At 42.7% G+C, this 14506-nt stretch carries 12 protein-coding genes and 1 tRNA gene; 8 read left to right on the plus strand and 5 right to left on the minus strand.

Features of this window, described 5'->3' with window-relative positions:
* Positions 1-99: 99 nt before the first annotated feature.
* Positions 100-1932: a 1,4-alpha-glucan branching protein GlgB gene (gene glgB / locus HNQ43_RS03290; RefSeq protein WP_183374733.1), complete on the plus strand. Its 1833-nt coding sequence runs from the start codon at positions 100-102 to the stop codon at positions 1930-1932.
* Positions 1933-1965: 33 nt separating this feature from the next.
* Complete coding sequence (locus HNQ43_RS03295) at positions 1966-2574, plus strand: class I SAM-dependent methyltransferase (RefSeq protein ID WP_183374735.1); 609 nt, start codon at positions 1966-1968, stop codon at positions 2572-2574.
* Here HNQ43_RS03295 and HNQ43_RS03300 read toward each other — a convergent pair.
* Positions 2564-5062: a translation factor GTPase family protein gene (locus HNQ43_RS03300; protein WP_183374737.1), complete on the minus strand. Its 2499-nt coding sequence runs from the start codon at positions 5060-5062 to the stop codon at positions 2564-2566. The genes HNQ43_RS03295 and HNQ43_RS03300 overlap by 11 nt on opposite strands.
* 67 nt (positions 5063-5129) lie before the next feature.
* Positions 5130-5218: transfer RNA gene (locus HNQ43_RS03305), tRNA-Ser, on the minus strand.
* 84 nt (positions 5219-5302) lie between these two features.
* Here HNQ43_RS03305 and HNQ43_RS03310 point away from each other — a divergent pair.
* Positions 5303-6466, plus strand: coding sequence for a cation diffusion facilitator family transporter (locus HNQ43_RS03310; RefSeq protein WP_183374739.1), 1164 nt, complete (start codon positions 5303-5305; stop codon positions 6464-6466).
* Here HNQ43_RS03310 and HNQ43_RS03315 read toward each other — a convergent pair.
* Positions 6463-7218, minus strand: coding sequence for a DeoR/GlpR family DNA-binding transcription regulator (locus tag HNQ43_RS03315; protein WP_183374741.1), 756 nt, complete (start codon positions 7216-7218; stop codon positions 6463-6465). The two genes, HNQ43_RS03310 and HNQ43_RS03315, sit on opposite strands and share 4 nt — an antisense overlap.
* Before the next feature lie 243 nt (positions 7219-7461).
* Positions 7462-8253: a purine nucleoside phosphorylase YfiH/LACC1 family protein gene (locus HNQ43_RS03320; protein ID WP_244957030.1), complete on the minus strand. Its 792-nt coding sequence runs from the start codon at positions 8251-8253 to the stop codon at positions 7462-7464.
* A 138-nt stretch (positions 8254-8391) separates the two neighbouring features.
* Here HNQ43_RS03320 and hrcA point away from each other — a divergent pair, with 138 nt between their 5' ends.
* The 4 genes from hrcA to dnaJ are packed head-to-tail and all read left to right on the plus strand — an operon-like array spanning position 8392 to position 12953.
* The gene (gene hrcA, locus HNQ43_RS03325) at positions 8392-9426 is read left to right on the plus strand and encodes a heat-inducible transcriptional repressor HrcA (protein ID WP_183374743.1); all 1035 of its coding nucleotides are present in this window, start codon (positions 8392-8394) and stop codon (positions 9424-9426) included.
* Positions 9419-9967 carry a nucleotide exchange factor GrpE gene (gene grpE / locus HNQ43_RS03330; protein WP_183374745.1) on the plus strand — a complete coding sequence of 183 codons (549 nt, stop codon included), beginning with the start codon at positions 9419-9421 and terminating at the stop codon, positions 9965-9967. The genes hrcA and grpE overlap by 8 nt, the downstream gene beginning before the upstream one ends.
* 13 nt (positions 9968-9980) lie before the next feature.
* Positions 9981-11783: a molecular chaperone DnaK gene (gene dnaK, locus HNQ43_RS03335; protein WP_183374754.1), complete on the plus strand. Its 1803-nt coding sequence runs from the start codon at positions 9981-9983 to the stop codon at positions 11781-11783.
* A 54-nt stretch (positions 11784-11837) separates the two neighbouring features.
* A complete protein-coding gene (gene dnaJ, locus HNQ43_RS03340) occupies positions 11838-12953 on the plus strand; it encodes a molecular chaperone DnaJ (RefSeq protein WP_183374756.1) in 1116 nt (371 codons plus the stop codon).
* Between the two features lie 35 nt (positions 12954-12988).
* On the opposite strand, the gene HNQ43_RS03345 is transcribed toward dnaJ, so the two are convergent.
* A complete protein-coding gene (locus HNQ43_RS03345) occupies positions 12989-13396 on the minus strand; it encodes a hypothetical protein (protein ID WP_183374758.1) in 408 nt (135 codons plus the stop codon).
* Between the two features lie 58 nt (positions 13397-13454).
* Here HNQ43_RS03345 and HNQ43_RS03350 point away from each other — a divergent pair, with 58 nt between their 5' ends.
* Positions 13455-14453 (plus strand): serine/threonine protein kinase, encoded by a 999-nt coding sequence (locus HNQ43_RS03350; RefSeq protein ID WP_183374760.1) that lies wholly within the window; start codon positions 13455-13457, stop codon positions 14451-14453.
* Positions 14454-14506 lie beyond the last annotated feature (53 nt).

The raw sequence follows: 14506 nt of genomic DNA on the forward strand, positions 1-14506 counted from the left end.
TATCGAAGTTTGTGTAACCGTTCACATTTTCCGAAAATGCACCTTTTCTATCCAGGTAAAGCGTTGTAAAATATAAGCATGAATTAAGGAGGTCTTAAAATGGACCATAAAAAAACAAAAGCCTTTTTCGAAGGTCGAGAACTCAGAGCTTATAATATTTTTGGAGCCCATATCAAACCAAAATCTGTGGAATTCAGCGTGTGGGCCCCTCATGCACAGGCAATCAGCGTGGTAGGAACCTTTAACAATTGGGATCCGAAAAAGAATGTGATGAAAAAAGATGATCAAGGCATCTGGACATGCACCAGCCGGTCCGCCAAAGAAGGAGATTCTTATAAATTCAGAATCACACGAGCAAATGGCGAAGTCGTTGACAAATCAGATCCTTACGCTTTCTATAGTGAACTTCGTCCAAATACCGCCAGCATCATTTCTTCTTTGAAGTTTGATACTTGGGAAGATCAAGAGTGGATGAAGAAGCGAAACAAAGGTTTTGATTCTCCTGTCAATATCTACGAGATCCATGTCGGCAGCTGGATCAAAGATGAAGACATGGTTGATTTCGTGCACTATGACCAAATCATTCAAGAACTGATCATCCATTGTCAACAGAAGCATTATACGCATGTGGAAGTCATGCCGCTGAATGAATATCCTTTTGATGGATCTTGGGGATATCAGTGTACGGGATATTTTTCCAGCACTTCCCGATACGGAACCAATGCGCAGTTAATGCACTTTGTCAATGAACTGCATAAAGCGGGCATTGGGGTCATTATGGATTTTGTTCCTGTGCATTTTGTCCGTGATGATTATGCTTTGCGTTTATTCGATGGAACACCAACCTATGAATATGACCGCGAAGAAGACGCCAATTCTCAATGGGATACTTTGAATTTTAATTTGTGGAAAGAAGAAGTTCGGTCCTTTTTGATGAGTGCTGCCAATTTCTGGCTGGAAGTCTATCATTTTGACGGATTGCGAATGGATGCCATCAGTAATGCGATCTACTGGCATGGAAATAAAAATAATGGCGTGAACGAGGGTGCGTGTGATTTTATGAAACGCATGAATTACATGCTCAATGAAGCTCATAATGGAAGTATTATGTTAATTGCGGAAGATTCAACCGATTTCCCGAATGTCACAAAGTCGACTTTAGATGGAGGACTGGGATTTGATTATAAATGGGATATGGGTTGGATGAACGATACATTGTCGTATTTGAAGAAGGACCCGATCTATCGTCAATGGCATCATTATGATCTTACATTCTCCATGGCTTATTTCTACTCGGAACGCTTTATTTTGCCGTTCAGCCACGATGAAGTTGTCCATGGCAAAGCAACGATCGTCGACAAGATGTGGGGAAGTTACGATGATAAATTCGCGCAGGCACGAGCCCTGTATGTTTATATGTTTACGCATCCTGGTAAAAAGCTGAACTTTATGGGCAATGATATCGGGCAATTGCGTGAGTGGGATGAACAGAAGAGCTGTGACTGGTTCTTGCGCGAATATCCGATGCATGACTCTTTTGAACGATTCTTTGAAGAGTTAGGCAAGCTGTATACCGAGAACGATGCGTTCTGGAACAAGGACTATGATTGGACCAGCTTCCAGTGGATCGATGCGGACAATCAGTCCCAAAACTTATTTTCTTATATTCGGCGCGGACAAAAGAAAGACTATGTGATCGTTTTGAATTTCTCGACCAATGGATATGATCACCAGCAATTTGGTGTTCCGGATAAAGGAATCTACAAAGAGATCATCAATACACAATGGAAACGATTCCATGGCAATTGGGAAAACGAAACTCCTCAGACTTGTCATTCGATTCGAATCCCTCGCCACAATCAGCCGTATATGATTGAAATTAATGTACCGGCTTTAGGGGCTGCAGTATATGAAGTTGAAAAAGAGGATTGATTTCCTCTTTTTTTATATTCTATAATGGGGCTTATGAGTCACTATTTTGAAAATGATATGGATTTAAAGCACGATCCTCATGAATTGCGATTTGAAATCAATCAAAAAGAGTATTGCCTGAAGACCGATGCCGGAGTTTTTAGTAAGGATCGTTTAGATACGGGGACAAGACTCTTGTTAGAGACACTATTGGAGAAAGAAAAGGATCCGGTTACTACTTTGGATCTGGGATGCGGTATCGGACCGGTGGGAATTGTTTTGAAAGATCAATGGAATACACAGATGACAATGATCGATATTAATCAAAGAGCAGTGGATCTGGCGAGTGCGAACTTGAAACGATATGCGTTTTATGCAGATCTTTTTTGTCAAGATGGTATACAGGAAGGACAATATGCCTGCATCGTATTCAATCCGCCGATTCGGGCAGGCAAAAAAGTGATCTATCGCCTTTTTCAGGAAGCTGTTGACCACTTGAGCCGGGAAGGCCGTTTATGGGTCGTGATGCGCAAACAACATGGTGCTCAAAGTGCGATTCAGTATCTGGAAAGCCTGGGATGTTCTGTGAAAAAAGTCAATCGGGAAAAAGGATTTTGGATTTTTACAGCGCAGAAGAAAAGCACTGAGTCATCTAAGGATTAAGATGGCTGAGTGCTTTTTTATTGACCGATAAAACTTGTGATTCCAATTCGGTATTAGACATTCGTCGGGCTCCGTTTGCCAAGATGGCATTTTGGATCAGGCCATCTCCGGTGGCAACTGTGATTCGGTATTTCCCTTTGAGTTCATGGACCTTTCGCTCTATATACTGATCTGCGCTCTGGCCGGTTCTTGTATAGACGATATCCAAACCTCCCTGACGAAAAGAAGATCCGATGTTATGTGGCAGACGCCAGCCGTCAAAGACCAAAAGAATTTTGATTTGACGATATCCTTGAAAATTGGAAATCTGATCGATCAAGGCGTCGCGTGCCAAATCGATTTTTGAATTCCCAAAAGTGCGCAAAGAATTCCAGCTGAAAATCATATTATAGCCATCAATGATCAGACATTCTTCCTTTTTGGGTTCAGAGTTTACTTTTTGTTCGTTCAGATCGATCTTACGTTTGATTTTTTTTGGCTTTTTTTCTTCTCGTTTGTTCTTTCCGCCTAAAGTATTAAAGACATTTTTCAGCTCTTCTTCATTGACAGTGTGTCTCACTCTTTGATAACTGTGTTCGTTTTGGGATTTGGGCTGGATGTGCATATATTCGGCAACTTCGTCATAAGGAATATACGTTCCCGATCCATGGAAACAAAAGATCGAACCGGTTGGATTTTTTAAATCAGCTTCACTGTCGTAGCCGATTTCCTTTACGATCTTTTCTTGTTCAGCGCATGGATAATATCCGTCTAAAACACAGCTGTAACGCCCGGCTCCTCTGGTATAGGCCATGACCTCATTTTGATAATTCATCAGTGTGCGGACTGGCCCCTTCCCGCTGATTTCCATGGTTTCGTTTCCAAGATCCTCAATCTTGACTTCTGCTTGTCTGGATTCCAGATCGAATAGAGCTTTGCTTAGACGAGAAGAAGGAACTTGCAGAGTAAAGCGATAATACGGCTCCAGCAAGATCGATTCTGCCATCTTTAACCCTTGACGAACGGCTCGGTAAGTGGCTTGGCGAAAATCTCCGCCTTCTGTATGTTTGAGATGACTTTTTCCGGCAATCAAAGTGATTTTCATATCCGTGATCGGTGAACCGGTCAATACGCCGCGATGTCTTTTTTCTTTCAAGTGTGTCAAGATCAGTCTTTGCCAGTTCAAAGCCAGGTCGTCGCTGGATAGGTCGGCTTCAAACTGCAGTCCTTTGCCTCTGGCTAAAGGTTCAAGCCGAAGATGGACCTCGGCATAGTGGCGCAAAGGTTCAAAATGCCCCATGCCAATCACAGGTACCTTAATGGTTTCTTTATATAAAACTCGATCCAATCCAAAACCGACTGAGATTCCAGAGAGAGTCTCGATGCGTTTTTGAAGAACTTCCATTTGAATGTCACCCATCAGGCGCAAGCTGATTTGATGAGTGTTTTCGTTCATCTCGATCTGTAAAGAAGGATCTTCATTAGCCAGCTGATCCAGAATATCTTTTATTTCTAAGGGATCCACTCCTTGAGGAAGAAGAAGCCGATAGTTCAAATAAGCGTTGAGCATCGGGGGCGGAGAATCTTTTTCAAATCCTAGGCCTTGTCCTATTTCCGCATGCTCGATACCCTTTAGGGCAACTACCATGCCAGCCTGTGCTTGCGAAAGAAGCTGATACGAAGGGCCGTTATAAAGGCGGATCTGATCCACTTTTTCGGTTTCTGAAATTTTTTGTTTTGGTTTCAAAGAGCCGCCTGTGATCTTGATGTGCGTCAAGCGGTTGCCTTGTCCATCTTTTGTGATCTTAAAGATACGGGCCCCAAACTCGGGCGGATAAAGGGGGGACTCGAAAAGCTGGATCATTTGATCCATCAATTCTTTCACTCCGTTATTCTTTAGAGCAGACCCGAAAAAAACAGGAAAGAATTTTCGCTGTAAAAAAGCTTCCTGGATCATCTCTTGCGCTAAAGAGCCGTTTTCCATATAGGCATCCAATAAGGTATCATCGCACAAGGAAACTTGTTCTTCAAAATCATCAGCAGAAGGAACTGCCATATGAGGAGAACATCGATCTTCCAGATCTTGAAGCAACTCTTCGGGCGAATGATACGAGATATCCATCTTATTGATGAATACAATGACAGGGATATGATAGGACTCTAAGCATTTCCAAATGGTCTCGGTATGGGATTGTACACCATCCTGGCCATTGATGATCAAAACGGCTAAGTCCAAGATTCCTAAGGTGCGCTCCATTTCACTGGAAAAATCGATATGCCCGGGGGTGTCGATCAAAAAAATCTGAGCATCCTTATAGTTGAATGAAGCCTCTTTGGAGTATATCGTGATTCCGCGGTCGCGCTCTTGTGCATCGTAATCTAAAAATGCATCTTGATGATCGACGCGTCCCGCTTTTTTTAATAAGCCTGCATTGACAAGCATGCTTTCGATCGTGGTGGTTTTGCCGGCATCGACATGGGCAAGAATGCCTACAGTGATATATTTCATGTTTTCTATTCTATCACGCTTTGAAAAAATCAAACAAAAAAACGCCTAAAAAGGCGTTTTGGACAAATGGCGGAGACGGTGGGATTCGAACCCACGTGCCCGTGAAGGCAACTCGATTTCGAGTCGAGCTCGTTATGACCACTTCGATACGTCTCCGTGCTCAAGTATTGTATCATAAAAGTAAGCGGATAGTAACTAAATTTCATTGAATCAAAGATTTTGATTTGATATACTCGCGGTATGGTTGATTATTTAGTACGTCGATGGATCCCAAATTATGAAAACACAAAAGATTCTGCGGTGCGCAGTGCGGTTGGCCGGCTGTGCGGAGTGATCGGGATCTTTGCGAATATCTTTTTATTTGGGATCAAGTATGCGATTGGAGTTATTGTGAACAGCGTTTCGATTCGAGCCGATGCGATCAACAATCTGTCGGATGCCTGCAGCAATATTATTTCCATCGTCTCTTTTCATGTATCGAATAAACCGGCAGATGAACATCATCCTTTTGGGCATGAGAGAACAGAAACGATCGCATCCATGTTTGTCGGACTGATCGTAGGTTATATCGGAATCGAGATGGCACGAGAAAGTCTGGACAAGATCCTGCATCCTGCCGCTTTGGATTTCCGTTATGGGACATTGGTGATTTTGGCAATATCGATCCTCGTGAAATTTTGGATGTATTTTTATAATAAGCGATTAGCCAAGATTTATGATTCCAGTCTTTTAGAAGCTACGGCTCTGGATTCAATCAGTGACGTGATGGGGACAGGTGCCGTGTTGTTGTCGACGATCTTGTCTCCGCTGATCGGCTTTAACCTGGATGGGTTTATGGGAATCATTGTTTCGGTGATCATTTTGTTCAATGCGTATAAATTGATTAAAGAGGTCATCAATTCTTTACTGGGAGAAGCTCCTGATTCGGGTATTGTCAACAAGCTCTTGCAGCGGGTTATGGAAAATTCCGAGGTCTTGGGTGTACACGATCTGATGATTCACAATTATGGACCTAATCGGTTGTTTGCCAGCGCTCATGTTGAAGTGGATTCTTCGCACGATATCTTCTTGGTCCATGATCAAATTGATAATATCGAACGCCAAATCAAAAATGAGATGGGGATCGAGTTAGTGCTCCATATGGATCCGGTGCGAGTGAATGATCCGGAAACGGAACATTATAAAAGACTGGTTGCTCAAGCAATCCAGTCCTTGCGTGTAAAATGGAGTTTTCATGATTTCCGAATCGTTACAGGGCCGACACATGTGAATTTGGTCTTTGATCTGGTGGTCCCTTTTTCGGATCCTTATACAGAAGAACAGATACATTCGATGCTCAGCGAACGAATCAAATCGGATAAACCTTTATATTTTGTGATTACGATCGATCATCCAATGACTTAGACTTGGATGATCTTTTTTATATCTCTGAGAGGTTTTAATTTTTCTTTTGGCACAGGGTTTGTGACCAGCACATCGAATTCCCGGAATTTACAAAAAGAAAAAGGGGCAGCATCTTCAAATTTGCTCGCATCTGTGACCATGATCATTTTGGAAGACTGATTCATGACGTGTCGTTTGAAACCTAATTCGTTGATGTTGGTCGATGTAAACCCGTCACAGTTTTTAAATCCATCGGTGCCCATGATGGCGGTGTCGATATGCACGTGATCGACAACTTCGATCGCAAAATGACCATATGCCCGTAAGCCTGCATTATAGATCATGCCGCCGGCAAAGAGAATATCAAAATGGTAAGCGGCACATTGTTGGGCTAGGGGCAGTGAATTGGTCACGATAGTTAAACTTTTCTTCATCTGCAAGGCAGGAAGTCCTAACAAAACGGTGCTTCCGGAATCCAAAAAGACGACTTGACCATCTTTGATTTCATTAAAGGCTTGAATAGCTACTCGTTTTTTGGCTTCGGCATTTTCCTGGTTTCGAAAAAACAAGGGAGTTTCCTGCATAGGGTTGTGGATCCTGGCATACCCATGTTCACGAATCAATAAAGAATGGGCTTCCATTTCGTTGAGGTCGCTTCGTAGTGTTTCTGGGGTGACTTCCAAACGTTTTGCCAGGTCGGTGATTCGAATGCGGCTTTCTTCTAACAGGATCTGACGGATCCGGGCTTGACGAAGATCTTTTTTCTTTGACATGCAAACCTCCTATACGATAATAGTATATTAATTTTTTTAAAACATAAACTATTTCATTTAAAAACTTTTTGAATGAAGAAAATTGTTTTTTGATTAAAAAAAAGATGATTCCAAAATTGTGATTTTTGATGATTTCGATACAATAAATCTGTCTGAAAAGACAAAACTAATCATATCTGTATCCTTCCTTAGATAAGTGATACGAAGATCCTTTATTGCCTTTTAGGCGAAAAGCCTCATGATTTATTCATTGAGGCTTTTTTTGTCGATATAACCATAAATAAAGTGTTCTCCGCATTTTGGAAATTCTTTTAAACGATTGTTCATGCGATAACTGAATGTGTCTTGGATATCTTTTAAGGTATCGTATGAACTGGGATGAATGTTCTCTGAAGGAATACCTAAATCACGCAACATCTGGATGTTGAGCCCTTGATTATCAAACAAAGCTTTTTGCTCAGAAATCGGCTTCAGAAATGGCACTGTATTCATATCCATGGCTTGAATCTGAGTGATGACATCCTGTCCGATCTCCAGAGAGTCAAATTGTAATGAGGGGCCAAAAAAAACTTGTGTAGTTTGGGGGTGAAGCAGCTGTTTTTGGATCAGATGGGCAATCGTTTTATAGGTTATTTTTTGAACGGTTCCTTTCCAGCCGGAATGGATCGTGCATACGCAAGGGGTGGTCGAATCAAAAACCAGGATCCCTAGGCAATCGGCCGTGAAAACTCCAATCAAGATTTCGGGTTCCGTTGTATAAAGAGCATCTACATTCAGAATGCTTGTGTCTTTATCATAGGCTCCTTTTCCTATGTCTTTGCGGGTGACGCGATAAAACTGATCGGTGTGTTTTTGCCATGCCAAAGCCCATCGGTTTAAAGGAATCGTTTCTTTTTCCAATTGATGACGATTTTCTAATACTCCCTGCGGATCGTTGCAGACATGAAGGGCCATGTTGTTTTGGTCAGGTCTTGAGCGATCTTTCATTGTGACGCCGCCGCAGATCGTTTCTTGGCAAAAAGTAATTTTTTTCATAGATTCATCATATCAAACCTGCAAAAAGAGGCAAGGGCAAGTTTTCTGAGTTTTTAGCACTATTTACTTGCGTTTGCTAAAGAATGTGCTATACTGTTAGCAGACAAAGAACAAGAGTGCTAGAAAGGAGTCTTGGCCATGGAATTAACACAACGACAGAAAATCATCTTTAAAACAATTGTGGATGAATTCACTCGCTGTGCTGAACCGGTTGGGTCCAAGACGTTGATGCAGCTTTTGGATTTTCCTGTTTCGTCCGCAACGATTCGCAATGAAATGGTTACGTTAGAAAAAGCAGGACTTCTCGAAAAGACGCATACTTCCAGCGGTCGTGTTCCCAGTCAAAAAGGCTATCGGTATTATGTCGAACATTTGATGGAAACCAATTTGGATGTCCAGGTCAAGGATGCTTTGCAGGAAGTGTTCGCTCAACGGCATTATTCACTGGATGAAGTCGTGGATAAAAGCTGTGAGATCTTGAGCCATATGACGAATTTGACCAGCATCGTTTTAGGACCGGACAGCCGTTCCCAGAAATTGGCGCATGTACAACTGATTCCTATCAGTGAACGAAGCGCGGTCGGTATTATCGTGACCGATCAGGGGCATACCGAAAACAAGGTCTTTGATTTTGGCACGGAAGTTTCCGCGCAAGATATCAAAACGTGTATGGAACTGATGAATGATCAGCTCATTGGCACGCCGATCAGCGAAGTGGTTGAAAAGATGAAAGAAATCGAGCCTCTGATGGCTGCCAAAGTTGTCCGTCACGAAGTTCTTTTTGAAGCCTTTGTCACAGCCTTTATGCGATTTGCGACCGAGAAGGTCAAAGTTTCCGGCCGCAGCAATATGCTTTATCAGCCAGAATTCAGCGACTTAAATAAATTGAAGGAGCTGATGAAGGTGTTGGAAAGCTCGAGCCTGTTTCATCAGTGGACGGATCAGGAAGACAATGTGGCCATCCAGATTGATAATCGGAACGAACTGATTCAAATCGGGGACTGTTCGGTTTTGACTACAAAATTCCACTATACCAATGATGAAGAAGGCCAGTTGATGGTCGTAGGACCCAATCGTATGCAGTATTCCAAGGTCATTGCTTTAATGGATTATATGTCCAGTGTGATCGAGGATGTCTTTACGAATAAAGGAGGCCAAAAGAAGAATGAGTAAGAAAAAACAAAAACAGGAAGAAACGGTAGAGGCCGTAGAAAAAGAACCTGAAGAAGTAAAAGAACAAGAAACAGAAGCAGAGAATTCTTTGGAAAAAGAAATCGATCAGCTCAAAGAAGAATTGGCAAAAGCAAAGAATGATGTTGCCAGAGCTTATGCCGATACAGAAAACATGAAAAAGCGTCTGCAGAATGAAGCGGATACGGTAAAAAAATATCGCTTCCAGCAGGCGGGGCTGGAAATCCTTCCCATCTTGGATGGTATGGAACGCGCTTTGAGTGTTCAAAGCGAAAATGAAGAAGTGATGAATTATGTCAAAGGATTTGAGATGATCCATCAACAGCTTGTCCAAGTTTTGACCAATGAAGGAATCCAGGAAATTGAAGCAATGGGAAAACCTTTTGATCACAATACGATGCAGGCATTGATGCAGGAAGCCCAGGAAGGTGTAGAAGCTGGAATCGTATTAGAAGTGATGCAGAAAGGTTATATGTTAAAGGATCGTATTTTACGGCCCGCTTTAGTAAAAGTTAGTGAATAAGGAGGAATCGACTATGGCAAAAATTATTGGAATCGACTTAGGTACAACAAACAGTTGTGTTGCGGTCATGGAGGGAAAAGATTCAAAAGTGATCCCGAACCCGGAAGGAAATCGTACAACTCCAAGTGTTGTAGCGTTTAAGAATGGAGAACGCATCATTGGGGATGCTGCCAAACGTCAGGCAGTTACGAACAAAAACACGATTTCTTCCATCAAACGATTGATGGGAACGAATGAAAAAGTAGAAGCAGAAGGAAAGCAGTACACACCGCAGGAAATCAGCGCTATGATCCTTCAGTATCTGAAATCTTATGCTGAAGATTACTTGGGAGAACCAGTTACCAAAGCCGTGATCACAGTACCGGCTTACTTCAACGATGCACAGCGTCAGGCAACTAAAGATGCCGGTAAGATTGCAGGATTGGAAGTAGAACGTATCATCAACGAACCAACAGCTGCTGCCTTGGCTTACGGAATCGATAAAACAGATAAAGAACAGAAAGTTTTGATCTATGACTTAGGTGGAGGAACTTTCGATGTCAGCATCTTGGACTTGGCAGATGGTACATTTGAAGTTCTTTCTACAAACGGAGATACTCATCTGGGTGGTGATGACTTCGACAATGTATTGGTTGACTGGATGGCAGAAACATTCCGTAAAGAAAATGGAATTGATTTGAAACAAGATGCGATGGCATTGCAGCGACTGAAAGAAGCTGCTGAAAAAGCGAAGAAAGATCTAAGCGGAGTAATGCAGACACAGATCAGCTTGCCATTTATTTCGGCAGGGGCTAGCGGACCGCTTCACTTTGAAGCAACGTTGACGCGTGCAAAATTTGATGAGATGACAAAATCGCTGGTAGATCGTACTTTGATCCCAATCGAGAACGCATTGCGTGATGCCAAGTTATCGAAAAATGAAATCGACCAGGTTCTTTTGGTTGGAGGATCGACTCGTATTCCAGCTGTTCAAGAAGCGGTGCGTAAAGCATTGGGTAAAGATCCTAATCATTCTGTCAATCCTGATGAAGCCGTTGCGATGGGAGCTGCCATTCAGGGCGGTGTCATTTCAGGCGATGTAAAAGACGTTCTTTTGCTGGATGTTACACCATTGTCTTTAGGTATTGAAACTATGGGTGGTGTTATGACGGTATTGATTCCTCGTAACACAACGATCCCAACAAGCAAATCGCAGATTTTCTCAACAGCTGCCGATAATCAGCCGGCTGTAGATATCCGTGTATTGCAAGGTGAACGTCCAATGGCAGCTGACAACAAAGAATTAGGAAACTTCCAGCTGACAGGAATTGCACCGGCTCGTCGAGGCGTTCCTCAGATCGAAGTTACATTTGATATCGATGCCAATGGTATCGTACATGTCAGTGCCAAAGATAAGGGAACAGGAAAAGAACAATCCATCACGATTCAGAATTCAAGCGGACTAAGTGATGCGGAAATCGACCGCATGGTTCGTGAAGCCGAAGAGCATAAAGCTGAAGATGAAAAACGAAAAGATGAAATCGATTTAAGAAATCGTGCAGAAGGCTTCATTGCTCAGATTGATGCCATGTTAGAAGATGGCAAGGATAAGATTGATCCAAAACAAGCGGAAGAAACAAAGAAACTGCGTGATGATCTGCAGAAATCTTTGGATGAAAATAACATGGATGATGTTCGAAATAAACTGGACGCCTTGGAAAAAGCCGCTCAGATGGCCGGACAGCAGATGTATCAGCAGCAGGCCAATGACCAAGGCAATGCAAATACGCACACGAACGATGATGTCGTGGATGGCGAATTTACTGAAAAACACTAAGAGTCAAAGTTCTAGCAGACGCTAGAACTTTCGTTTGAGATAGGAGGGACGATCATGGCTGAAAAAAGAGACTATTATGATGTTTTGGGCGTTAGTAAAAGCGCCACCGAAGATGAAATCAAAAAAGCCTATCGTAAACTGGCCATGAAGTATCACCCCGATGTGAATCATGATCCGGGTGCTGAAGATAAGTTCAAAGAAATCAACGAGGCGTATGAAGTCTTGAGCGATCAGGAAAAACGCGCTCGTTATGATCAGTTTGGTCATGCCGGCGTGGACGGCTCCTTTGGTCAAGGCGGATTTCAGGGTGGATTTTCTGATTTTGGAGACCTCAACGATATTTTCGGGTCCTTTTTTGGCGGATCTGGTTTTGGGTTTGGAGGATCTTCTCGCCGCAGTTCCAATCAACCTCGCCAAGGGCAAGACCGATATATGCAGATGCGCATCAGCTTCATGGATGCCATTTTCGGCAAGACAGAGACCATCTCTTTAGAAGTGGATGAACAATGTCCGCATTGTCACGGCAGCGGGGCGGAAACACCTGGCGATGTGCAGACGTGTCCGACTTGTCATGGCTCTGGGTATGTCATGACGCAGCAGCGAAGCATGTTTGGTGTCATCCAACAGCAGTCTGTCTGTCCTGATTGTCATGGAACGGGTAAGAAAGTATCTCGTGCATGTCATCAATGTCATGGAAAAGGCTATGAACATAAGCGGGTTAAGCTGGATATTAAAATTCCTGCAGGGATCTCGACCGGACAACAGATCCGAATTGCCGGAAAAGGGGAGCGAGGATCTAACGGAGGACCGAATGGCGATCTGTATATCGAGATCATCGTTCAAGCGCATTCTACTTTTAAACGGGAAGGCAATGATATTTATATCCAGATTCCGATCAGCGCTTTGGATGCGACCATTGGCACAAGTGTGCAGGTTCCGACGGTATACGGGGATGTAGAGTTAAAGATTCCGGAGGGCACGCAACCCAATACGAAGTTCCGTTTAAAAGGCAAAGGGGTTAAGACATCACGAGCGACAGGAGATGAATTTGTCGAAGTGCAGATCGAGATCCCGAGAAAATTGACAAGAAAAGAACGTGAACTCTATGAACAGCTTCGTCACGGACAAAAAGAAAGTCCGTTTGAGCGTTTTAAAAGATCATTTAAATAGTAAAAGTGAACCATCGAGTTCACTTTTTTTGTGTTTCAGTCCAGAATTTTCAGTCCATGAGCATCTAATAACTCATTGGTTTTCATTAGATCGTAATGATGGTGGATGGCATAGATCAAGATGGCATCTTCTTTGACTTTGGCATATAAAGATCCATTGTTGCTGAGGGCGAGAAGATTGTTAGTTTGGTGCAGGTCTAAACGCATGGCAATTGCGATCTGCAATACTTTATCGCGTCCGGGATGTTTAGATCCATCAAAGATCTGGTACGCATAGTTTCTTTGAATGTTCGTTTTGGCAATGATTTCATTTTTTTTCAAATCATGTAGCTCCATCAACGACTGCAAGTAACCAGGAAAATCCAAATCAGGGATTTGTTGGAGGATCTCGGGAAGCGAAGCGGAGCCTTTCAGCAGCTCTAAAAGTTGTTGTGTAGGGATCATCACGGTAAACTCCTTTTAAAATATGGTAAAATACCTAAGAAAGATAGGCAAGATAAAAATGATACCTCCTCTGTTTCAAACGATACGAGTATTAAAAGAAACTCCTTCTAAGAAGATTTCTTTAGTTTTGCGCAAGCGCGACCAAACCCTATGGATCCAAAGAGAATTGGAACATGGGGATTTTTTCGTGTTTGAAAGTTTGAAAAAGAGCCAGATCTCAGGGATCCCTGCAATTGAGCAAGTCACGATTCAAGAAGGCCGTCTGGTCGTGTTAGAAGAATATATCCAGGCTCCGACTTTAGATACTCTCTATCCTGTATCGGAACGGCAGGCGGCGGATATTCTTTGTCAGCTATGCGACATTTTGGATGCTCTGCATCATTTGGATCCGCCGATCATTCATCGCGATATCAAACCGGAAAATATTTTTTATCGCGCCGGAAAAGTCATCTTGTTTGATTTTGATATTGCCCGACAGTATGACCCGCAAAAACATCGGGATACGACTTTGTTGGGAAGTGCGGGGTATGCTTCTCCGGAACAGTTCGGCTTTGATCAATCGGGACCGCAAAGTGATATTTATTCATGCGGCAAATTATTTTTGATGTTGTTGACGGGAAAAATTGAAGGCAAAGCGAATGGAAAGTATGCATCCGTCATTGAAAAGGCCATTCAATTGGATCCCCATCATCGATATGAAACGGCACGCCAGTTCAAAGCGGCCATCCAAGGAAAACAGTTTGTGATCCCGGGCTGGAACAATGCGACAACCAAAGGAAAAGTGCTTTCCTGGGTGGGATACATTTTGAATCTTTTGATGGTCATTTCCATTGATACGTCTCATAATACATCGCTTCATTTTGATTTTTTGTATTTAGTGGGGTGTTCTAGTGTCTTTGGGTGGTTAGAGCTTCTTTACTGCAATCGTCAAAGATTGCTTCGCTATTCATCAAAAGGCGTTCGGATCTTAGCTTTTTTGGGTATCTATTTTGCTCTTTTGATTGCCGGGATCACGATTTTGATGATCTTGGATTATGCTCTGAGCATACCATTTTGATCTTGATTTTCTGTATACTCCAAAAGTGAAAACAGAGTTTTTATGAAGGAGGA

Source organism: Faecalicoccus acidiformans (assembly GCF_014202635.1).
GTDB classification, from domain to species: domain Bacteria; phylum Bacillota_I; class Bacilli_A; order Erysipelotrichales; family Erysipelotrichaceae; genus Faecalicoccus; species Faecalicoccus acidiformans.